This window comes from Halomonas sp. TD01 (assembly GCF_923868895.1).
Taxonomy (GTDB): domain Bacteria; phylum Pseudomonadota; class Gammaproteobacteria; order Pseudomonadales; family Halomonadaceae; genus Vreelandella.
In genome coordinates this window covers 888826-911037 of record NZ_OV350343.1, presented here as the reverse complement: position 1 = coordinate 911037, position 22212 = coordinate 888826, and the positions used below count along the sequence as shown (strand labels likewise).

At 52.9% G+C, this 22212-nt stretch carries 23 protein-coding genes; 20 read left to right on the top strand and 3 right to left on the bottom strand.

What is annotated here, in order from left to right:
• The first annotated feature begins 184 nt into the window (after positions 1–184).
• The 4 genes from rplU (at position 185) to proB (ending at position 3341) form a co-directional block, all read left to right on the top strand.
• The gene (rplU, locus tag L1X57_RS04230; protein ID WP_009723801.1) at positions 185–496 is read left to right on the top strand and encodes a 50S ribosomal protein L21; all 312 of its coding nucleotides are present in this window, start codon (positions 185–187) and stop codon (positions 494–496) included.
• Between the two features lie 30 nt (positions 497–526).
• Positions 527–784, top strand: coding sequence for a 50S ribosomal protein L27 (gene rpmA / locus L1X57_RS04225; RefSeq protein ID WP_009097313.1), 258 nt, complete (start codon positions 527–529; stop codon positions 782–784).
• Between the two features lie 141 nt (positions 785–925).
• Entirely contained in the window at positions 926–2119 is a 1194-nt protein-coding gene (cgtA, locus tag L1X57_RS04220; RefSeq protein WP_009723800.1) for an Obg family GTPase CgtA, read from the top strand.
• Between the two features lie 61 nt (positions 2120–2180).
• The gene (gene proB, locus L1X57_RS04215) at positions 2181–3341 is read left to right on the top strand and encodes a glutamate 5-kinase (protein ID WP_232318764.1); all 1161 of its coding nucleotides are present in this window, start codon (positions 2181–2183) and stop codon (positions 3339–3341) included.
• Here proB and L1X57_RS04210 read toward each other — a convergent pair.
• Positions 3338–4336, bottom strand: a complete 999-nt coding sequence (locus tag L1X57_RS04210) for a DUF1853 family protein (RefSeq protein WP_009723798.1) — start codon at positions 4334–4336, stop codon at positions 3338–3340. The two genes, proB and L1X57_RS04210, sit on opposite strands and share 4 nt — an antisense overlap.
• Positions 4337–4544: 208 nt before the next feature.
• The gene (locus L1X57_RS04205) at positions 4545–5021 is read right to left on the bottom strand and encodes a PepSY domain-containing protein (protein ID WP_009723797.1); all 477 of its coding nucleotides are present in this window, start codon (positions 5019–5021) and stop codon (positions 4545–4547) included.
• A gap of 186 nt (positions 5022–5207) precedes the next feature.
• On the opposite strand from L1X57_RS04205, the gene L1X57_RS04200 reads away from it, so the two are divergent.
• From L1X57_RS04200 to L1X57_RS04150, 11 genes are all read left to right on the top strand, one after another.
• On the top strand, positions 5208–5582 hold the full coding sequence (locus tag L1X57_RS04200) for a PepSY domain-containing protein (RefSeq protein ID WP_009723796.1): 375 nt from the start codon (positions 5208–5210) through the stop codon (positions 5580–5582).
• Between the two features lie 11 nt (positions 5583–5593).
• Positions 5594–6268 carry a winged helix-turn-helix domain-containing protein gene (locus tag L1X57_RS04195; RefSeq protein ID WP_009723795.1) on the top strand — a complete coding sequence of 225 codons (675 nt, stop codon included), beginning with the start codon at positions 5594–5596 and terminating at the stop codon, positions 6266–6268.
• Positions 6265–7629, top strand: coding sequence for a sensor histidine kinase (locus L1X57_RS04190; protein WP_009723794.1), 1365 nt, complete (start codon positions 6265–6267; stop codon positions 7627–7629). Before L1X57_RS04195 ends, L1X57_RS04190 begins: the two co-directional genes overlap by 4 nt.
• Positions 7630–7662: 33 nt before the next feature.
• Positions 7663–9582, top strand: coding sequence for an alkaline phosphatase D family protein (locus tag L1X57_RS04185; RefSeq protein WP_009723793.1), 1920 nt, complete (start codon positions 7663–7665; stop codon positions 9580–9582).
• Positions 9583–9725: 143 nt separating this feature from the next.
• Positions 9726–11492 carry a bifunctional diguanylate cyclase/phosphodiesterase gene (locus L1X57_RS04180; protein ID WP_009723792.1) on the top strand — a complete coding sequence of 589 codons (1767 nt, stop codon included), beginning with the start codon at positions 9726–9728 and terminating at the stop codon, positions 11490–11492.
• Between the two features lie 158 nt (positions 11493–11650).
• Positions 11651–12616, top strand: coding sequence for a phosphate/phosphite/phosphonate ABC transporter substrate-binding protein (gene phnD / locus L1X57_RS04175; RefSeq protein ID WP_009723791.1), 966 nt, complete (start codon positions 11651–11653; stop codon positions 12614–12616).
• 91 nt (positions 12617–12707) lie between these two features.
• Complete coding sequence (phnC, locus tag L1X57_RS04170; RefSeq protein ID WP_009723790.1) at positions 12708–13589, top strand: phosphonate ABC transporter ATP-binding protein; 882 nt, start codon at positions 12708–12710, stop codon at positions 13587–13589.
• A complete protein-coding gene (phnE, locus tag L1X57_RS04165) occupies positions 13586–14413 on the top strand; it encodes a phosphonate ABC transporter, permease protein PhnE (RefSeq protein ID WP_009723789.1) in 828 nt (275 codons plus the stop codon). The genes phnC and phnE (L1X57_RS04165) overlap by 4 nt, the downstream gene beginning before the upstream one ends.
• A gap of 31 nt (positions 14414–14444) precedes the next feature.
• Positions 14445–15260 carry a phosphonate ABC transporter, permease protein PhnE gene (gene phnE / locus L1X57_RS04160; RefSeq protein ID WP_009723788.1) on the top strand — a complete coding sequence of 272 codons (816 nt, stop codon included), beginning with the start codon at positions 14445–14447 and terminating at the stop codon, positions 15258–15260.
• Between the two features lie 24 nt (positions 15261–15284).
• A complete protein-coding gene (locus L1X57_RS04155) occupies positions 15285–15920 on the top strand; it encodes a histidine phosphatase family protein (protein WP_009723787.1) in 636 nt (211 codons plus the stop codon).
• A gap of 138 nt (positions 15921–16058) precedes the next feature.
• Entirely contained in the window at positions 16059–16538 is a 480-nt protein-coding gene (locus L1X57_RS04150) for a C40 family peptidase (RefSeq protein WP_009723786.1), read from the top strand.
• A 36-nt stretch (positions 16539–16574) separates the two neighbouring features.
• Here L1X57_RS04150 and L1X57_RS04145 read toward each other — a convergent pair whose 3' ends face one another.
• On the bottom strand, positions 16575–17195 hold the full coding sequence (locus L1X57_RS04145; RefSeq protein ID WP_009723785.1) for a putative metalloprotease CJM1_0395 family protein: 621 nt from the start codon (positions 17193–17195) through the stop codon (positions 16575–16577).
• 116 nt (positions 17196–17311) lie between these two features.
• Between L1X57_RS04145 and L1X57_RS04140 the strand changes: the two genes are divergently transcribed.
• From L1X57_RS04140 to L1X57_RS04120, 5 genes are all read left to right on the top strand, one after another.
• A complete protein-coding gene (locus tag L1X57_RS04140; protein WP_009723784.1) occupies positions 17312–17539 on the top strand; it encodes a DUF2835 family protein in 228 nt (75 codons plus the stop codon).
• A gap of 8 nt (positions 17540–17547) precedes the next feature.
• Positions 17548–17931, top strand: a complete 384-nt coding sequence (locus L1X57_RS04135; RefSeq protein WP_009723783.1) for a hypothetical protein — start codon at positions 17548–17550, stop codon at positions 17929–17931.
• 141 nt (positions 17932–18072) lie between these two features.
• Complete coding sequence (locus tag L1X57_RS04130; protein ID WP_009723782.1) at positions 18073–18651, top strand: antibiotic biosynthesis monooxygenase; 579 nt, start codon at positions 18073–18075, stop codon at positions 18649–18651.
• A gap of 233 nt (positions 18652–18884) precedes the next feature.
• Positions 18885–19556, top strand: coding sequence for a glutathione S-transferase (locus tag L1X57_RS04125; RefSeq protein WP_009723781.1), 672 nt, complete (start codon positions 18885–18887; stop codon positions 19554–19556).
• Between the two features lie 86 nt (positions 19557–19642).
• Positions 19643–22168 (top strand): EAL domain-containing protein, encoded by a 2526-nt coding sequence (locus L1X57_RS04120; protein ID WP_009723780.1) that lies wholly within the window; start codon positions 19643–19645, stop codon positions 22166–22168.
• Positions 22169–22212 lie beyond the last annotated feature (44 nt).

Sequence of the window (22212 nt, the reverse complement as noted above, 5' to 3'; positions counted from 1 at the left end):
GACAATGCCCCGTAGTCTTGTGGTAAACCGCGATAGTCGCTATAATTCGCGACCCACTCATCATGCTCCCTGTCAGATGGCTGCCAAAAGGGGCGCCACTCGCAGCAGGTCGATAAGAGCGGAAGGCGATGAGCGTTGGTTACGCGGGGCGTAATCGGCATTAACGACAAGTCCGGAGAGCGACATGTACGCAGTTATTAAAAGCGGTGGCAAACAGTACCGCGTTCAAGAAGGTCAAACCCTCAAGCTCGAAAAAATCGAAGTCGCTACCGGCGAAACGATTGAGTTTGATGAAGTGCTGTTGGTTGCAGACGGCGATGACGTCAACGTTGGCGCGCCTTTAGTAAGCGGTGCCAAAGTGTCTGCTGAAATCGTTTCCCACGGCCGTGGCGATAAAGTAACGATCATCAAGTTCCGTCGCCGGAAGCACAGCATGAAGCGTCAGGGCCACCGTCAGTGGTTCACTGAAGTCAAAATTACCGGAATTTCTGCGTAAGCAGTCGATTCCCTTAAGGAGGATTTTGCAATGGCACATAAAAAGGCAGCCGGCTCCACGCGTAACGGTCGCGATTCCGAGTCCAAACGCTTAGGTGTGAAACTCTTCGGTGGCCAAGCAGCCAGCGCGGGTAGCATCATTGTTCGTCAGCGTGGTACTCGTTTCCACGCAGGCACTGGCGTTGGCCTGGGTCGTGATCACACGCTGTTCGCTCTGAACGACGGCTTCGTGAAGTTCGAGACTAAAGGTCCGAACAACCGTAAATTCGTTAGCATCGTTTCTGCCTAAGCAACAGCTGTTGCGCAGAACGAAGATGACGAAATAAAAGCCCCGCCATGGCGGGGCTTTTTTGTCTTTTCGATCCCTTTTGCTCGTTGTTAACGGGCGGGATATTGCAGTTAGGGCGGCGGAAGCGGCCGGGAGAATCCAATGCAGTTCGTCGATGAAGCCTCGATTATTGTTGAGGCAGGTAAAGGCGGCAATGGCTGTCTGAGCTTTCGCCGCGAAAAATATGTGCCCAAAGGTGGCCCTGATGGTGGCGATGGTGGCCATGGTGGCAGCGTCTACCTGATTGGTGACGACTCGCTGAACACCTTGATCGATTTCAAGTTTCAGCGTTTTTACAAAGCGGAAAACGGCCAGGGCGGTATGGGCCGCCAGATGAGCGGTAAAGCCGGTGAAGACCTGCACGTAAAAGTGCCGGTGGGCACCACGGTGATCGATGAAGATACCCTTGAGGTCATCGCCGATGTCACCGATATCGGTCAGGTGGTACTGGTGGGCGAAGGTGGTCGTCGTGGGTTGGGGAATATTCACTTTAAATCCTCGACCAACCGTGCGCCACGCCGTACCACGCCGGGCACCGAAGGCGACCGACGCAACCTGCGCCTGGAAATGAAGGTAATGGCTGATGTCGGCCTGCTGGGCATGCCGAATGCGGGTAAGTCTACACTGATCCGTTCGGTATCTGCGGCCAAACCCAAAGTGGCAAACTATCCGTTCACTACCCTGGTGCCTAACCTGGGTGTTGTGAAGCTGGGTATGCACGAGCACTTTGTGATGGCCGATGTGCCAGGGCTGATTGAAGGTGCCTCTGATGGCGCGGGCCTGGGGTTACGTTTCTTGAAGCACCTGACCCGTACACGTCTGCTGTTCCACGTGGTGGATGTAGCACCGTTTGACGAGTCTGACCCCGTGGAAGCGGCCCAGGCGATTATTCACGAGCTAGGCCAGTTCTCGCCGGCGCTTTCTGAGCGGCCGCGTTGGCTAGTGCTGAATAAGTTTGATCTGTTGCCGGAAGATGAGCGCGAAGCCCGCGCCCAGGCGATTATCCAAGCGCTGAACTGGGATGGCCCGGTATTCCGCATCTCGGCCATCAGCAGCGACGGCACTGACAAGTTGGTACAGGCGGCGTATCGCTGGCTAACGGAGCAGCAGCGCCTGGAAAATGAAGATGAAGAAGCTCATGCCCGCGAGCAGGAAATGCGTCGCCGCATGGAAGAAGAATCAGTGGCCCGAACGGAAGCGCGTCTTGGCCGTCGCCGTAAACGCGACGACGATGAAGGTGACGACGACGACTTTGACGATGATGATTACGATGTCGAGGTAGAGTACGCCCCGTAACCGACCCGTCGGTCGAGTGGGAAGCGTCAGCAGGGTTAGCGGAATTAATCGCGTGAGCGGAATGGCTTGGGAGAGTCGCGACGTGGAAAGCAATGAGCAGTTGCCTGGCCGTGAGGCGTTAAGCAGCGCCCGTCGGGTGGTGGTTAAAATTGGTAGCGCGCTGCTCACCAATGATGGTCGAGGCTTAGATGAGCCGGCCATTGGTGGCTGGGTCGACCAGATTGCCATGCTGCATCAGCAGGGCAAAGAAGTTGTGCTGGTATCCTCGGGTGCCGTAGCGGCTGGCATGGTGCGTCTGGGGTGGCAAGCGCGCCCCAGTGCCGTTCATGAGCTGCAGGCGGCCGCAGCGGTAGGCCAGAACGGCCTTACCCAGTGCTACGAGCAGCATTTCGCTCGCCACGGCATGTTAACGGCTCAGATTCTGCTCACCCACGATGACCTTTCCAACCGCAAGCGCTATCTCAACGCGCTGTCAGCGCTGCGTACCTTGGTTGAGATGCGCGTGGTGCCGGTCATCAACGAAAACGATACCGTGGTCACCGACGAGATTCGTTTTGGCGATAACGATACGCTTGGCGCGCTGGTGGCTAACCTGTTAGAAGCCGATGCATTGCTGCTGCTTACTGATCAGGAAGGGCTGTTTGACGCCGATCCACGCCACGACCCCAATGCTCAGATGATTGCTGAAGGCCGTGCCGACGATCCGCGCTTAGCCGCTGTCGCTGGCAGTGGAGGTGCTTTGGGGCGCGGTGGTATGAGCACCAAAATTCGTGCTGCACAGTTGGCTGCTCGTTCCGGCGCGGTCACGGTGATTGCGAGTGGCCGCCAGCCGGACGTTATTTCCCGCGTCATGGCAGGTGAGGCACTGGGCACCCTACTGCGCCCAGATCAAGCGCCCATTGCTGCTCGCAAGCGCTGGCTGGCAGGCCAATTGCAGGTGCGTGGCACCTTAGTACTGGATGCTGGGGCTGTGAACGTACTGCGTGGCAAAGGCTCTAGCCTGTTGGCGGTGGGCGTGCGCGAAGTGCAGGGCAGCTTTAAGCGCGGTGATATGGTGCTGTGCGTGGATGAGCAGGGCGCACGCGTGGCCAAAGGGTTAGTCAACTACGGCGCGGATGAAGCCCGTCAGTTAGCGGGCCAGCCAAGCCACCAGATTGAAGCAATCCTGGGTTACGTGGAGGCTCACGAGCTGATCCATCGCGATAACTTGGTCGTTGTTTAATCGCGAGCGCGAGGCGGTAGCGGTACTTGGCGCGGCCAGTCATCGGGTACGATGACTAGCCGCTCAAGCGGCTTTTCCTCAGCTAATTCTCTTTCCTGCGGGTCATAAAGCATCACTTGCTGGGGCCCGTAGCGATGGATAAGTGGCGTTACGTCTGCCATATAATCCTTGGCAGAGGAAAATGTATCTAATGGCGGCGGGGCTAGCCAGTGAGGCTTCTCTAGCCATGCCATTTTCAGTGTTTCACTTCGCTGGGCTGCGAACCGCGGCCAATCCCCTAAATAACACCATTTACCACGTCGATGATCGACCGTCGCACCGCTGGGCGGCGGTAATGTTGTGTGCCAGGGATAAAACAGTACACCGGGCATCGCTAGGCGCTGTGTCAGCGGATAACAGGGTGGTGCATGGCCGAGATCTCTAGGGGATAGCCATTGGGCGATGATCGCTTGCGCGATGGCAGTGCTCGAAATAGGCAACTGATGATGGCGCAGGTGGCTACATTTCAGCGCTAGGCTGTCTAGCCCGCCAGGGCCAATCCAGCGGCTTTGGCAGGTGGCATCACCAGGCCCTTCTGGTAGGCCAAGATAGAACTTTATCGCCACTTCCAGGTGGATGGGGGCGGGGTTGTCTCGCGTTCGATAGAGCATATCCAACTCGCCCAGGGTATTGCGCCGCTGGGTAATACGCAGGTTCTTGGCGAGCAGTCGTGTGTTGGGCGCGTTATCTAACATCAGGTGCCACAGCCGTTCATGGTAGTGTCCCATGCGCGTCGCCAGCTTGCCATCAAGCGCATTTACCAGTGACGAAAGATTTGCCAACCAGTCGTCGACTGAATCTACTAAGCCGAGTTCCTGGCGTGTTGGTCTGCCTGGATAGGCATTAGGGCCCGGTAGTTCAATCAAATCAGGCGTGACCAGCAACCATGCAAGATCGCGGAGTACCGCGTGTTCTAAACGGTTGCTTACGCCTTCGGCGGTGGTAGTTAGCGTCAAAGGCAACTCCCTTGGTTACATGCGTCCCTGCTGAGAGTACGCATTGGGTGGTTAATGGCTATGTTAAGCACATTACAATGCGACGTTAACAGCGACCTTTACAAGAAATCCTTTGTAGCGCTGAGTTCGTTGAGCGACAACACAAAAAGCGGGCCTAAGTGGCCCGCATGATGTTTTGCGTTAGTTAATGCTGGATTGTGCTAGCCAGTTAATCGCGGTCAATTTCGCTTACTTGGAAGGAGCCTTGGCGTAGACTGATTTCTAGTTCACGACCATTTTCGTCACGGCCTTCAACATCGATCATGCCGCTTTTATCAATGTCGATATCTTCAAATTCGACCATGCCTTCTTGGCTTGCTACTTCTAGTGCCTGGCGAATATCATCTTCGCTCATGCCCCAGGCTCCGGTAATAAGTCGCTCACGCTGTTCTTGCAATGTTTCGCCACTATCGATGGAGAATTCAATGTCAGCGTACCATTCGTCGTCAAGCCAGCCTTCCACCTCGGCACGGCCGCGGCTTTTAATGCTGATTTCTTCGTAATGGGTAAACCCATAGTCAGTGGCATGGGTTAGCACACTATCAATCTGATCAACGGGCAATGTATCAGCTTGCACGCTGCCTGCAGCCGCAGTGAGCAGCAAAGCGGAGGTCGGGATCAGCAGCATTTTTTTCATAGCGTTCATGTCAAATTCCTTCTTGGTTTCTTGAATGACTTGGTTTGTTAAATGACTTGGTCTGTTGAATGAGACAGCATTCGTCATAAGGCAAAACAGTTATAACACCGCGGTTCTTTCCGTAAGCTGACAAAGCCATTCATCTAACGTTCATGTTGCTTTTGGCATTCTAGTACGATGAATAAGATGCCCCTCATGCTAACCCTTTTACGTTATTGGCAGCGTCTGCTATGTATGCGCTTGCGCAAGGCGTTGCCCGTAAACGTCGTTGCAGCGGTGTTTGCCATTGCGCTGGCCGGTAGTGCCATTGGCGACCAGCACTGGGAAGCGTTGCACAGTGAAGTGCGGCGGGGCGACGTCGTGCCTTTAGAGTCCATTCTTGACTGGCTGGAAGCTAATTATATCGGCGAGGTAATAGAAGTAGAGATAGAGCGTGAGGATGGCCACGTGGAGTATGAGATCAAGCTGCTGGGTGCTCAGAATCAAGTGGTTGAGTTTGAGTTTGATGGCCATAGCGGGCAGTTAATGAAAATAGAAGGTGTGCGCATTAATGAGATGCGCCGCCAATAAGGTAGCTATTCATGAAGTGTTTACTGGTAGAGGATGACCAGGCGCTCGCCCGCGAGCTTATTCAAGCGCTACGGGAGGGCGACTGGCTGGTAGAGCATGCTGAAAATGGCCAGGAAGCAGATTTCCTGGTGCGCACAGAAGCCTATGACACGGTCATCCTCGATGTGGGCCTACCCGATGGTGAAGGCACCCGCTGGCTCTCTGCGTGGCGAGAAGACGGTATTGATCTACCGGTACTGATTTTAACGGCACGCGAGCGCTGGGCCGATAAAGCGGCGGGCTTTACCGCAGGGGCCGATGACTATGTGACGAAACCCTTTGAACCCGCCGAAGTAATGTTTCGGCTGCGTGCTCTGGTGCGCCGTAGTCATGGTCATGCTCATCCCGTCCTGAAGGTAGGTGAGTTAAGCCTGGATACCCATACCCAGCATGTCACGTTGGCGGGCAGGCCGGTTAGCATAACTGCCCAGGAAACGCGTCTGCTCAGCTACTTAATGCATGCTGCCCCCCGCGTGGTTAGCCGCAGTGAACTTTCTGAGCATGTTTATGACCGTGACCATGAACCCGACTCTAACGTGATTGACGTTCAAGTGAGCCGGTTGCGGCGTAAATTAGGCGCGTGGCGGATTGCCACGCTGCGTGGCCAGGGATATCGCTTACTTGCTGAAGAGCCCTCCGACGCATGAGGCCAGCGATTACCCGCTGGGCGCAGCGTTGGTCGACCCGTTCGATTACGTTGCGTCTTCTACTGGCAGCACTGTTAATGGTGTTGCTAGCGTTGCCAATAGCGGGTTGGCTGCTCACCCACCATTATCGTACGTCAGCAATTCATGCCTTTGATGAACGCTTGGAGACAACGCTTAATGTGATCATTGCGGGTGTTACCTTTGACCCTATCGGCCAGCAGATAAGTTATGATCGATCACTGGGTGACCCGCGTTTCGATCAGGTTTATTCCGGTTGGTATTGGCAAATTACCGACCATGATCACCTTACGACAACGTCGCGCTCGCTGTGGGATCAGCGCCTACCGGTTATCGATAACAAAAACGTATCGGCTCGCACGATGAGCGGCCCGCGAGGCCAGCAGTTGCGCATTGTTGAGCGAGATATTTACCTTGCCCCGTTGGAAACACCGCTGCATGTTAGCGTGGCTGCCCGAGATGATGCGCTGCGAGAAGATATCCAGCAGTTTCAACAAGCATTATGGCTGGGGCTGGTGGGCTTGGGTGCGCTGCTGTTAGGGGTGCTAGCACTGCAAGTGCGCTGGGGGCTGGCACCACTGCGACGCATGAATGCCAATCTCCGGGACGTTGAGCAAGGACAGGCTGAGCAGCTCGACACCCGTCTGCCAGATGAACTGGCCATGCTAGCAGAGTCAATGAATGCCGTGCTTGCCCGTGACCAGCGATTAATTGAGCGAAGTCGCCATACCGCAGGCAATCTTGCCCATGCGTTAAAAACTCCGCTGAGTGTTATGCGGCTACTGGTTAAGCAATTGCCCGACGAAAGCCGTGCTCATTGGGAGGTTGAGCTTTCGCGCATCGACAACGCGGTGCGCCACCACTTAGCGCGTGCGTCTGCTGCTGGCGAAGGTGCTCGCTTCGCCCCCATTGCCGTGCAGGATACGCTGGCGGCGCTGATTGCTGGGCTTACGCGTCTGGCGCAGCGTCGTCATATTAGCCTCCAGCAAAACGTAGACAGCCGAGCGCGAGTCCATATGGATGGGCAGGATCTTCAAGAAATCGTCGGCAACCTGTTGGATAACGCACTTCGCTGGGCGACAGCCGAAGTAAACATTAGCTTGCAAGCCGATGGCCAAAGGCTGTTGCTGCGAGTGAGCGATGATGGCCCAGGTATGTCTGCACAGGAGTGCCAAGCCGCCGTGCAGCGAGGAAAGCGTCTAGATGAACAGCGTTCTGGGAGTGGGCTTGGTTTAGCCATCGTGACGGATCTTGTCGCGCTTTATCAGGGCCATATGCACCTGCAGCGTGCCCAGGCGGGTGGATTAGAAGTGATTGTTGAGCTGCCTGTGGTTGCTGGATAGTCACAATGCATGACCCAACAAAGAGACGGTGACATGACGCAAATCGCCAAGACATTGCCGGACGTACTGGTGGGGCCTCTGCTGCGCCGCCTTTCGCCTTCGCGCCTAGTTCTGTGGCTAGTCGCGACCCGGCCGCTAACAATGCAACTGGTGCTTCACCCTGAGCAAATGGAAGTCCAGACGCATCCACTGGATAAGTCGCATCAATGTGTGGCGATTGGCCAACACGCCTATATCCATTTTATTGACCTTAGCTTACCGACCGCGCTGCCCACCGATGTGCGAATTGCCTACGATTTGCGGGTTCAGTGTACCTGGGGCGAATGGCAACGCCTGCCGGATTGGGCGCCCTGGTTATGCCATGAAGACGAGATGTACCCAGGTTTTGTGCTGGCCTCTCGGCATCACCGGCTAATGCACGGTTCGTGCCGTAAGCCCCATCATGACAGTGCCGATGGCTTGGTGCGGGCAGATATGTGGTTAGCCGAGCGCCAATCAACCCCCGAAGAGTGGCCAGCCTGGCTGCTGATGACTGGAGACCAGGTCTACGTTGATGACGTTGCCGGCCCGATGCTGCGCGCCGTACACGCACTGATTGAGCGTTTGGGATTGGTGGATGAAAAGTTGGAAGGTGCCACGGTAGATGACAGTCAAGCGCTTTACGCCGCCCCTGAAAGCTATTATCACCGTGAAGCGCTGCTACCGGATGTGACCAGCAATGCTGCGCTGCGTGAACGTTTTTTTGGCGGCGTTAAAAAACCTGTGTTTACCTCTGCAAATGCGCAGAACCACTTAGTGACGCTGTCGGAAATGCTCGCCATGTACTGCTTGGTATGGTCTCCAACGCCCTGGCAACTCATTGCCGTTGAACCACCTGTTCAGGGTAATAAAGAAACCGATGCTTACCAGCAAGAGCAGGCGGTGATTGATGACTTTGTTGCTGGGCTGCCCCAGTGCGCACGGCTAATGGCTCACGTTCCCAGCCTGATGATCTTTGATGACCACGATGTCACCGACGACTGGAACTTGACCGCAGACTGGGAGCGCTGTGCCTACGGCCATCCGTTTTCAAAGCGAATTATCGGTAATGCGTTAGTGGCCTATTTACTATGCCAGGGATGGGGCAACGCCCCGGATAAGCTCAATCCGTTGCTGCTTCAAGCCTCGACGCTATTTGAAAGAGATAGCCCGCTTAACGCTAGCGCCCAGGATAGTTTTATCGAACAACTACTGCGTTTTCAGGGCTGGGAGTACCAAGTGCCAGGTACGCCTGCTTTAATCGTGCTGGATACACGCACCCGCCGTTGGCGTAGCGAACGTAGCCCCAACCGCCCTTCGGGCTTAATGGACTGGGAAGCGCTGATGGAAATGCAGCAGGCGCTACTGGGTACCAAAAGCGCGGTTATCGTTTCCCCAGCCCCGATGTTCGGGGTCAAGCTGATAGAGATCATTCAAAAGCTATTTACCCTGGCGGGTAAGCCGTTGGTGGTGGACGCTGAAAACTGGATGGCGCACCGGGGAGCCGCTAACGTGCTGCTGCATATTTGGCGGCACTCGAAAACGCCGGGTAACTTCGTGATTTTATCAGGCGATGTTCACTACTCGTTTGCCTACGATATTGTTGTTCGCCGTCAAAAAGAGTCGCCGCACCTTTGGCAAATTACCTCCAGTGGGATCAAAAATACGTTTCCCAAACAGCTGCTGAATACCTTTGACCGCTTAAACCGTTGGCTCTATGCGCCGTTATCACCACTTAACTGGTTCACCAAGCGCCGTAAGCTGAGCATTCACCCGCGCGACCCAGATCGGGCTAGCGCCGGTGAGCGGCTATGGAATGCAAGTGGGATTGGGCTAGTAAGCCTGGATGAGCAGGGCCGCCCAACGGACATTCGCCAGCTAGATGTCGATGGAGGCGATGTGGTGTTTCCACCACCAGATCTCCCGCGTTCTTAGTAGGTTGTTTCGGTTGTACTGTCATACAAGCGACATGAAAATGTCGCACGATTGCTGCCCGAGTACTTTTCTGATGGGGCTTTAAAATCAGATAGAGCTTTAAAATCAAAGGCACAGGCGATGTTTGATAGGGCAGCAGTTATATGACCGCACAAGAAGCGCAGTGGTTGAACCAGATTATCGCAACAGAAGAGCTACATGTGTTGTTTCAGCCCATTGTGGACGCTAATCAGCAGGCTATTTATGGCTATGAAGCTCTTATTCGTGGCCCGAAAACATCGCCGCTGCACTCGCCATTACGCCTGTTTGATGTGGCCACTCAGGCGGGGTTGTTAGTCGAACTGGATTTACTGTGTCGACGATTAGCGATTCGTCGTTTTGCAGAACTGGAATTGCCTGGGTTGCTGTTTCTGAACGTAATGCCGCTGACGATTGTTGAACGTGACTTCCGTGAAGGCTTAACGCTGAGTTTTATTCAAGAGAGCGGCCTGCCTGCTGAACGGGTGGTGATTGAGCTCACTGAACATGTGCCAATTCACGATTATGACCTGATGCGTCAGGCAGTGGCCCACTATCGAGACATGGGCTTTCAAGTAGCGTTGGATGATTTAGGAGCTGGCCATTCCAGCTTGCGGCATTGGTCTGAACTACGTCCTGATTTCGTCAAACTAGATCGCCACTTTATTTCGGGCATTGATCAAGAGCCGGCTAAACGTGAGTTCTTACGCTCGATTTTAGATGTGGCGCGCAGCTTAGACTGCCAACTGATTGCTGAGGGGGTTGAGACCGCCGCTGAGCATCTTTGCCTGTGGGAGCTAGACCGAGGGCTGGCGCTGCTACAGGGGTTTTACTTTGCACGACCAAGCCTTCACCCACCCTTGCAGCTACATATGCTGTTGCCTGCCACGACACAGCTGAAAAGCCCAGCGGGGCGCACTGCCCACTCTATTTTACGTCCCATCAGCGCCATCACACCGGCGTGCTCTGTTCCAGAGCTTGCTGAACGATTTCGTGAAGTGACAAATCTACGTTGCGTCGCGGTGGTAGAAGATGGCGTGCCAATAGCCGTGGTTCGCCGCAATGCGTTTTTAACTCTATTTACTAACCCCTACAGCCACGCGTTATATGCAAAGCGTCGCGTGTTGGAGATAGCGGACCCTAAAATGCTAGTGGCCGAAGCAGATTTGTCTCTTGAAGCGCTGAGCCAGCAGTTAACCGATAGCCGCGATATCGAGCAAGAAGATTTCGTGATTGTGGATAGTCACGGTCGCTATCTGGGAATGGGGACTATTGTGGATCTGTTGCGCGAAATTACTGCCATTCAGGTGCGTCAGGCCCGTCATGCCAATCCTCTCACCGGTTTGCCGGGTAATATTCTGATAAACGAAACGCTGGTCACTTATCTTGATCAGCGCGAAGGGTTCGCGGCCGCCTACGTCGATTTAGATAATTTCAAAGCGTTTAACGATGCTTATGGCTATGCACGCGGCGACCACGTGATTATTTCCTTGTCACGGCTGCTTCAGGCACAGGTAGAAAGCGCTGGCGGGTTTATCGGCCATATTGGCGGTGATGACTTTATGATGCTGCTTCCCCTTGAACAGTGGGAGAGTGTTTGCCAGCAAATATTGCACTCTTTTGGAGTGATGGCGCCTGGATTTTATGAAAATGCGGATCGTAAGCAGGGGGGGATTCATATAGAAAACCGCCAGGGTGCGGTCACGTTTATTCCCTTTGTGAGCGTGTCTATTGCCGTTAAGCCTGTCACAGATACCGCCAGCTGCAAAGCACTGGACATTGCCGCCCAACTTTCCGAGTTAAAGCACCAAGCAAAAAAAATAGCGGGTAACAGTTTATTCGTAGAGCGCCGAGGATGCTGTGTGGAGCCGGCAGGGAATAAACGACACTGAATCTTCAATCGCTAAGTCTTCAATCGTTCAGTCTTCAACCACAGGGCTGTCACTGAGCTGTCACCGAGAGGTCATCGCCTTGTCATTTTAGTGTCCCTTCGCTGTCATGGTTGGGCATCACCATAGCGGCATTGTTAAACAACCCGCTTAGGTGATGTATGCAACCACTGACTCTTACACGTACGTTGATTAGCGCTGCTGTGGTTAGCACGTTTGCGCTGGCAGCTGTTAGCGCCTCTGCTGATCTCTCTTCGCGCTATGTTGATAATGACGGCGACATGGTTGCCGACGTGCCCAGCGACGAGTCCCAATGGGTCGACCCGGACACCTTGGTCTTTGCTTACACGCCGGTTGAAGACCCCGCCGTATACGCCGATGTTTGGGCTGATTTTCTCGAACACCTAAGCGATGCCACCGGCAAGCGGGTGCAGTTCTTCCCAGTTCAGTCAAACGCGGCCCAGCAGGAAGCACTGCGTGCAGGTCGCCTGCATGTGGCTGGCTTTAATACGGGCGGCGTACCGGTTGCCGTTAACTGTGGTGGTTTCCGCCCCTTTGCCATGATGGCCGCTGAAGATGGCAGCTTTGGCTATGAGATGGAGATCATCACTTATCCTGGCAGCGGCATTGAATCGGTTGAAGATTTGGAAGGGCGCCAGATGGCGTTTACCTCTGAAACGTCTAACTCTGGCTTCCGTGCCCCCTCAGCGCTGCTGCGTTCCGAATACGGGCTAGAAGCAGGCGAGGATTTCGAAACCGCGTTCTCCGGTTCCCACGACAACTCCATTTTAGGGGTGGTGAACAAAGACTACGAAGCCGCTGCCATTGCCAACTCTGTTGGTACGCGGATGATTTCTCGTGGCGTTGTTAACGAAGGTGATTACGAGATTATCTACACCTCAGAAACGTTTCCCACCACCGCCTATGGGCTGGCCAATAATTTGAATCCTGAGCTAGCCGAGAAAATTCAAGATGCTTTCTTCAGCTATGACTGGGAAGGCACCGCTCTTGAAGCCGAGTTTACTAATTCCGGCGAAGCGCAGTTTATCCCGATTACCTACCAGGAAAACTGGTCGGTCATTCGCACCATCGCCGATGCCAATGGTGTGACCTACGACTGCGATTAATACGCTGGCAGTTTTGAAATCCTATCGGCCAGGAAGGCAACTTTCTGGCCGTATTGCTATGTACCCGAATATTCGTAAATGAGGCACTCTCATGTTGACTCTTACCGGTGTTGGCAAACGTTACCCAACTGGGGATCGTGCGCTAACCGATATTCAACTGACGCTACCCAAAGGACAAGTGATGGCGCTGATCGGGCCATCCGGTGCAGGGAAAAGCACGCTGATTCGTTGCGTGAACCGTTTGGTAGAACCCACCCAAGGCAGCATTCGCCTGGAAGATGTAGAACTGACCAAACTTTCGGGCAATCGTCTGCGCCATGCACGCCGCTCCATGGGTATGATTTTTCAGGAGTATGCGCTAGTTGATCGATTAACTGTGATGGAGAACGTGCTTTCTGGCCAGCTGGGTTATGTGGGGTTTTGGCGTAGTTTCTTGCGCCGTTACCCACAAGAAGCCGTGGCTGAAGCCTTTCGCTTGCTGGAACGGGTTGGCTTGCCCCATGCCATTGATAAGCGTGCCGATGCGCTTTCCGGTGGGCAGCGCCAGCGGGTTGGTATTGCCCGTGCGTTGTTGCAAAGCCCTAAGCTACTGCTGGTCGACGAACCCACTGCCAGCCTCGACCCGAAAACATCGCGGCAGATCATGCGGCTGATTCGTGAGCTATGTGCCGAGCGTGAGCTGGCCGCGATTATCAACATTCACGATGTCGCGTTGGCGAAGCAGTTTGCTGACCGTATTGTCGGGTTGCGAGCTGGTGAAATCGTATTTGACGGACAGCCTAGCGAGCTAACCGGTGAGATTCTCACCACCATCTATGGTGAAGAGGATTGGGATACCACCCCAGAACCCGCCGAAGATGATGAAACTGAAGATAAAGCGCAAATGAAAGCGAAAGAGAGCGAAGTACATCGCTCTCATGCTGGCCGTGACCTGCGTCCGTTAGCAAGCCTGGCGAGTGGGGGCGCGCGATGAGCAGTACCAATTCGCTGGCGCGCCAACAGGCTGCGCGTGAAGGCCACTGGCGGCGCTTACCATTGATTGATAACCCGCGAGTGCGCTGGGGGTTGGTGGTAGGCGCGATTGTTTATCTGGTACTTGCACTCGCTTCTGTGGAAGTGAACTGGGCTCGCGTCGCTGAAGGTGCCGGACGTGCACTCAATTTTCTTGGCGCGTTTCTACAGCCGGACTTCGTTAGCCGCCAGAGCGATATTGTCGCGGGTCTGCTGGAAAGTCTGACCATGACGTTAACCTCTACAGTGATTGGCGTGTTGCTGGCAATTCCGGTGGGGCTGGGGGCGGCGCGCAATATCTCGCCATTACCGATTTATGCCGTTTGCCGCGCGATTATTGCCGTTTCGCGTACCTTCCAGGAAATTATCATCGCCATTCTGTTTGTAGTGATGTTCGGCTTTGGACCGTTTGCTGGCATGCTGACCCTGGCGTTTGCCACCATTGGCTTTATGGCCAAACTGCTGGCAGAAGATATTGAAGATCTCGACTGGCGACAGGTGGAGGCCGTACGCGCCACTGGGGCGAGCTGGTGGCAAACCATGAACCATGCCATTCAGCCTCAGGTGATGCCGCGCTTAATTGGCCTTTCGATGTACCGGCTGGATATCAATTTCCGTGAGTCGTCGGTGATTGGCATTGTTGGAGCGGGGGGTATCGGTGCCACCCTGAACACCTCATTGAGCCGCTACGAGTACGGCACATCTGCTGCCATCCTTCTGATTATCATCGCTATTGTACTGATGAGTGAGTATGCCTCCAGCTACGTTCGCCGCTGGACACAGTAACGGCGCGCTGCTTGTCATAAGAGGAAACGTTATGCCTGTTTCAACATCTCCCCAAGGGGCGCCACTTTGGCAGCGGCGCACCACCCGAGCCCAGTGGCTGCAGTTCGCTGCCTGGCTGTTAGGTGTCAGCCTGTTTCTGCTGTGCTGGAAAGCGATTTCTGACAACACCATGTGGGTGTTTGTTGAAGATGCTGGCCGCCAGGGCAGTGACTTAATTAGCCGTATGATGCCGCCACGTTGGGAGTACGCTAACGTGCTGTGGAAACCTATGTGGGACACCCTGAACATTGCCACATTAGGCACGGCACTGGGCATTGTTATGGCGTTCCCTGTGGCGTTTTTAGCAGCGCGTAACACAACGCCACACCCGCTGATACGTAGCCTGGCTCTCACCATTATCGTCTCATCGCGCTCTATCAACTCGCTGATTTGGGCCATGCTGCTGGTCACCATTCTTGGCCCTGGCGTCTTGGCAGGCATTATTGCCATTGCGCTGCGTTCCATTGGCTTTGTGGGCAAGCTGCTTTATGAAGCCATTGAAGAGATTCATCCAACGCCCGTTGAAGCGATTAGTGCCACCGGCGCCAGCCGCCTGCAGGTGATGAACTATGGTGTGCTGCCTCAGGTCATGCCTGCTTTTGCGGGTATCAGCGTATATCGCTGGGACATCAACATTCGTGAATCGACGGTGCTGGGCTTAGTGGGCGCTGGTGGTATTGGCTTGCAGCTCAATGCTTCAATTAACAGCCTCGCTTGGAACCAGGTTAGTGTTATCTTTTTGATGATTTTTGCCACGGTGCTGGTATCCGAGTGGGTTTCTGCTCGCGTGCGCCATGCGATCATCTAGTCAGCCTGTCGAGGAACAGAAAACATGCGTTTTCCAAATGCAGATATCACCACTATCGATATTATGCGCCATGGTGAGCCAGTAGGCGGGCGCATGTTACGTGGCAGCACCGACCATCCGCTTAGTGAAACGGGCTGGAAACAAGTGAGTGACGCTGTCATGCGTCACACTATGGATGGAAGACCACCCTACGATGCTATTGTCAGTTCACCTCTGCTTCGATGCCGCGAATTTGCGCTGTGGCTAGGCGAGGAGTTTGATGTGCCTGTTGAAATTGATGACGACTTGGCTGAACTTCATCTGGGGCGTTGGGAAGGCAAAACCCATGCCCAGGTATTTGCTGATGAGGGCAGTGAGCAAATGAGTGCGTTTTGGTTCAACCCCTGCCAAGCCGCGCCTCCAGAAGGAGAAACGCTGTCAGCGCTGGATGCGCGGGTTAGCGAATCCTGGCAGCGGCTACTGGCCAATCCGCCCGGTAAGCACGTGTTGGTGGTGGCGCATCTATTTGTCTGCAATGCGCTGCTGCGCCAAGTGTTGGAGCAGCCGCTTAGTAACGGCTTAGTGATGGACTTGCCCTACGCTGCGATGAGCCGCCTGCGCCATGAGCGCCATGCGCTGGGAGAAACCACCTTTGTTGAGTGGATAGGGTGTCAGTCATAATCGACTGTAATAGCAATAGTCCGTTGGAATAGTTCTTTGGGATAGTTCTTTGGTAATAACAACAGACGAATTAGTAGCGGGTAAGCCAGGCATAGGCCATGATAAAAGCATTGCTAACGTGCTGAGCCGGAGCGATTTATGCCGTTTATCCGCCTGTCCCCACTGTTAACGTTATTCATGCTTCTGCTATTAGCAGGGTGTGCCAGCAAAGAGACAACTACCGTCCCTGCATCGAACGCTCAAGCGGGTATTTCGATGGAGCGCGCGCTGATTCTCTCCCATGCGCAGCAGGCGATCGGCACACCGTATCGTTTTGGCGGTAATTCACCGAAGGGGTTGGATTGTTCGGGGCTTGTTGAAATGACCTATCGCGCTGCAGGTATACGCGTACCGCGCACCGCTGATGCTCAGTTCCGCGCGCTGCCACAGATAGATGCACCTCGCCCAGGTGATTTACTGTTCTTTGGTGATGGTGCCAAAGCCACACATGTAGGTATTTATGGCGGTAACCGGCAGATGATTCATGCACCTGGCAGCGGTCGAGCCGTTGTCAGTGTGCCGCTGGATATCGATTACTGGAACCAGCGCTTTTTAGGTGCTGCTTCGCCAGCACCCTAAGCGTCATCAATAGGACGAGTAATGGGTGCCAATGAATCAGGCTGCCTGCCCATCAGGCGTTGTGGTCACTTCTCCCGTAGTGGTTTCCCCAGCGCGACGAGCAGTATTCATCTTGCTCTGCTCCAGAGCAGCTTCCAACTTAGCTTCCAATAAATACTGCCTAGCTTGAGCGGCTACCTGTAAATCTTTAGACGAGGGTTCTGCAGGTGCTAAAGCTGCCGCAATGACCGTTTGCATTTTTTCGATGGTAGCCGTGGGGTCGCCCGGCACAGGGCCGTAATCGATAGGCACTTCACCGGCGACCGCATAACGTTTGCCGTCTGGTCCAACTTCGTACTCGTAGCTAGCGCCGCCGGTGTAAGGGCCGCCTGCCGTTTGGTGGGCCATTTCATGTTGGCGAACTTCCCGGTCAGTTTGCTTAAGCTGCTCTAAGTGCTGAATCTCTTCAGGGGCTAGCGGCGTACCGTCAGGGCGGGTGGGCCCAGCCGTTTCGCTACTGGCTGATGTATCCGTCTCTTCACTTGCTTGTGCAGTAGCCTCAGAGGAACGAGCTTTTTGCCCCGCTGTGCCCGCCTGAGTCGCATCTGCTTTACTTACGATGGGTTGTTGCCAAGGTGATGAAGAAGCAGAAAAAAGATTTAGTTTGGAGAGATCCATAAGCAGTTACCGAAGGATAAGCTATTTACGTTAGCATAGATCATCTATGGGTGAATCGCAGCACGCAATAGTCGTGCATAAACGACCGCTTAGCTATCTTTTGGTTAATCATTACCATGCCCACTATCGATGTTGTCATCCATCTTTCGAAAAATGAGTGCCTGGCGCATTACGAAGGGCGCTACACGAACGTGCGCACGCGCAGCGTGGATGGTCGCTGGGTCATTTTTCCTGCTGAAGCGCTGCGCCGCGTAGTAGGACAAGAGGGGGTTCATGGTGTTTATCGATTGGAGTTTTCTGACCAGGGCCGCTTTATCAACATTCAGCCTCTGCCAAGGAGTTGATCTGGCATATGCACCATAGTGACGCAAATATAACGCTCCATGAACTCATTTATTCCGTTATACCCAATTTAAATAGAGCAGAAAAATTAGTACTCAATACTCTGGAAAGTCTGATTGAAGCGGCAGAAACCCCGTTGGATGTATTTAAACGTAACGAGCAAAAAAACGCTTTCTCACTAGAAGTGCATCGTGTACGCATCAATCTCGAACACCTTTTAGAGCGCTATCGTGCTGATGTAGATAGTGTTTTACGCGCAAGTGGGGAAGTGAAAGGGCCTATCGTTGTGCCCGATGCTCAAGAGGCCGATGCGATTCGCAGCGCCATTGATATTTACTTGCACGTTAGGTCTTTTCAGCGCGGCGAACGTCGCCAGCCAATGCCAAGCCGCTAGTGATCACCTTGTCACATTCCTTATCACCACATGGCATCATCATTGCTTGTATAATGTGAACGCCGCTTTTGGGTTTACCCACCTAAAAGCAAACAGCTTGCCTACCCGGCAATTCGCTGTGACCACATTAGGAGATATATCATGTCTGCTTCACCTGTCACGCTAATGGTAGCCCGTCGAGTGGCGAGCGGCCGTTATCATGATTTTAACCGTTGGTTAAACGAAGGCCGCGACTTGGCGGCTGACTTTCCTGGTTATTTGGGTTCCGGTGTTTTGGCACCACCCAACAGCGATGACGAATATCAGATCATTTTCCGCTTTAGTAGCAGTGATACGTTAAGCGCCTGGGAGCATTCGGCCTCAAGGAATGCATGGTTACAGCGGGGAAAGGGGCTATATAACGCGCCCCATGAGCACCGCGCCACCGGTTTAGATGCTTGGTTTCAGTCTAGTTCGGGCACAACGCCCCCGCGTTGGAAACAAGCTGTCGCCGTCTGGCTAGCTTTTTTCCCAGTTTCACTGTTGTTTAACTGGATATTTGGCAGTGCCTTAGCTGACTGGTCGATGGTGCCCCGAGTGCTCGCAAGTACGATGATGCTGACGCCTGTCATGGTGTTTTTGTTTATTCCGCTTTCAACGCGCTTACTTGCCCCATGGTTAGAAGGAAAATGGTCGCCATTAGATCTATTGTCACGTTGGCGTCATGAACATAGAACGTAATAAAAAAAGGGGTAAGTACACGACTATATGGTTAAAATTCATTTAAAACATGAGTTTAATTTTTATCTGGCAGGGTTTTAAGTCGTGTTCTTAGGGCTTCTTTAATAAGACAAATAATTGCTAAGCTTCGTGGGGTTCAACGCTGCAATAGTGCTAAGCTAAGTATGCTTGCAGTAAAAGGATAGCTGACGTTGGCGCAATGCTAGCGTACCAAGTCGCCCCATGGAGTAGTTATGATCCGCGTTCACCATCTCGAAAAATCCCGCTCGCACCGTATTTTGTGGCTTCTGGAAACACTTGGCCTTGATTATGACATTGAGGTTTACCAGCGTGATCCTAAGACTCAGCTAGCCCCGGAATCACTTAAAAAAATCCATCCGCTGGGTAAGTCACCGGTTATCACCGACGGTGAGCTGACCGTCGCCGAATCAGGGGCAATTATTGATTACCTGATTAGCTGCTATGGTAAAAGTAAAGAGCAAGCCTCTGAAGAGAGTCGTAGTGAGTGGGTAAACTATCGCTACTGGCTTCACTATGCAGAAGGCTCGTTAATGCCGCTCTTAGTGATGGGGCTGGTATTTAGCCAAATACCTAAACAATCTCCATGGTTGATTAAGCCGTTGGCAAAAGGCATTAGCTCAACGGTGCAGCAGCGGTTTATCCATCCCCAATTAAAACAACATCTCACGATTATCGAATCACACTTAGACAAAAGAAGTAATTTTGCGGGTGACTGGCCGAGTGGTGCCGATATACAAATGAGTTTTCCGCTACAGGCTATTGCCGCGTCACAGTCGTTGGAATCTTATCCCGCTATCGCGGCGTTTGTGGCGCGTATCGAAAATGATCCTGCTTGGCAACGGGTTGTTGAGCGTGCAGGCCCTCTTACTATGCCTGGTAAGTAGGTTTATCTATGTTCCAGACGTTGAACTGTTTCGGACCTCACTCATCTACTTCTCAAAAGGGAGCGTGGTGCGTTCTAGCCCAATTTATGTCAGGAACATTACTGCTAGGTGGGTGTTTAGTAGCAACTCCCTCATCGGCTGAGACCCTGACCGTTGGGGTATATCACAATCCGCCAAAGCTTTTCGCCGACGACGAAGGTCGTCCGCGAGGCGTACTAGGTGACCTTTTGCAAGCGATTGCCAAAGAAGAAAAGTGGCAGCTAGAAAGCCTGCAGTGCGACTTTCAGCACTGTCTTACGCTGTTAGAGCAAGGAGACATCGACTTACTTCCTGATGTTGCCTGGAGTGAAGAGCGTGCTCAGCGCATGACGTTTCATGAAGAGCCGGTGATGTATAGTTGGTCACAGCTTTACCAGGGTGAAGGTACTGAGATCGACGCTATTTTTGATCTTGAGCAGCAACGTGTTGCCGTGGTTTCAGGGTCTGTTCAGCAAAGCTATCTGGCGGCGGTAACCGAGCGTTTTGATATCAACGTCACTTGGCTGCCCGTGAATAGTTTCGCTAGAGGATTTCAGGCAGTTGCCGATGGTGAGGCAGATTTAGTGGCTGCCAATCACCTATTCGGCGACTGGCGGGCTCACGATTATGGGTTGAGTGATACGCCTGTTATTTTTCAACCAGCAAGGCTGTTCTATGCGGCATCCCCCCAACTTTCTGATGAAATACTTAATCGTATCGATGATGTTCTACGTCGTTGGAAGCAGGATAACGGTTCCGTTTATTATGAAACCTTAGGTGCATGGCGAGCTAAGCCAGGCCCATCTCAATTAATTCCCACGTGGGTATGGTGGGGGGCTAGCCTACTTATTTTACTGCTTGCTTCAGCACTTTTAGGCAACATACTGCTTAAGCGCCGTATGAAACTTAATCGAGAGCAGTTAAATGCTCATGAAAAACTATTAGCAACTATTTTAGATAGCGTAGATACGTATATCTATATTAAATCACCCTCACTAAAGTACCGTTACGTAAATCGTCGAATAAGTGAACTTTTTAATCGACCTACAGAAGATATTATTGGAAAGCGCGACGGTGATTTTTTTGATGCTGCAAGCGCCGAAGCAACGAAAAAAGTCGATCAACATGTTTTAGACTCTGGCAAGAAAGTGACGATTGAAGAGCATAATATGCTGCAAGGTGAGGAGCATGTGCGCACTTTTCTTTCAATTAAGATGCCGCTAACCATGGCGTCAGGTGAAGCACCCTGTTTATGTGGTATTTCTACGGAGCTTACTGAGTACCTGGAAATGCAATCTAAAACGCATCGCCTAGCGTTTTATGATGCATTAACAGGTCTTCCAAATCGTCGACTTCTCATGGAATCATTAGCCGACGTTACCAATCAAGACAGTTGCACTGCAACGTTTAGCGCTATCTTTATCGTTGATTTAGATAATTTTAGGTTGGTGAATGATATACAGGGCCATGAGAGTGGTGATCAATTACTGATCAATGTCGCTGACAGATTACAAAGACACTTGCCCCAGGAAGCAACCGTTGCCCGCTTCAGTAGCGATGAGTTTGTGGTGCTCTTAAATACATTAGGCGAGGAGCAAGGCCAAGCAACACACAAGGCTGAACGTCTTGCACGACAGTTTTTAGAGACGATTACTCAGCTGCGTAACGATCGGGCTTTGCCTATCACTGCCAGTATTGGTATTTCGCTGTTTAAATGTTCAGGGTTAAGTGTGAACAGTGTCTTGCAACAAGCAGATATGGCGTTACAACAAGCTAAAGCGGCTGGCGGCAATACGTTGCGCTTTTTTAATATGGAGATGCAAACCAGCGTGCTGGAGCGGGCTAGGCTCGAGGGTGATCTGCACCAAGCTTTAGGGCGTAATGAGCTTTCGCTACATTACCAAGTGCAGGTCGACCATCAAGGCGTCACTACTGGTGTTGAGGTTTTGTTGCGCTGGTATCACCCACAACGTGGTTGGGTATCTCCAGCTACCTTTATTCCCCTTGCGGAAGAGAACGGGTTGATCCTGCCTATTGGTTACTGGGTATTGAAATCAGCCTGTGAGCAATTAGCAAAATGGGCGCAGCAACCTTCCTACGCAGCACTCACCATCTCAGTTAACGTGAGTTCGGTGCAGTTCCAGCAGCCTGAATTCGTGCGTGATGTAGAAGGCTTGTTAGCTCAGACCCAAGCGCCGCCAAGCCGTTTGGTGTTGGAGGTGACGGAGAGTTTGCTGATGAATGAGCCCACGCGAGTTCGCAACACCATGTTAAAGCTTCGTTCCCAAGGAGTTCGATTCGCGCTGGATGATTTTGGTACAGGCTATTCGTCGTTGAGCTACCTAAAACGCTTACCGTTGGACGAGTTAAAGATTGATCAGTCGTTTATTCGTGAATTGTTAACGGATAAAACTGATGCAGCGATTGTGGATACCACTATTCTGTTAGCGGTTAGCCTTGGCTTAACGGTGATCGCTGAAGGCGTCGAGAGAAAAGAGCAGCTTGATTGGCTAAAAGGTCATGGCTGCTACCGCTATCAGGGCTATTTATTTGGCCGTCCGACGCCACTTGAATATTTATTTGAGGCGTACTAAAAGCCCGCGCAGCACTTGTTAGCACTTGACGCGGGCTTGAGCTG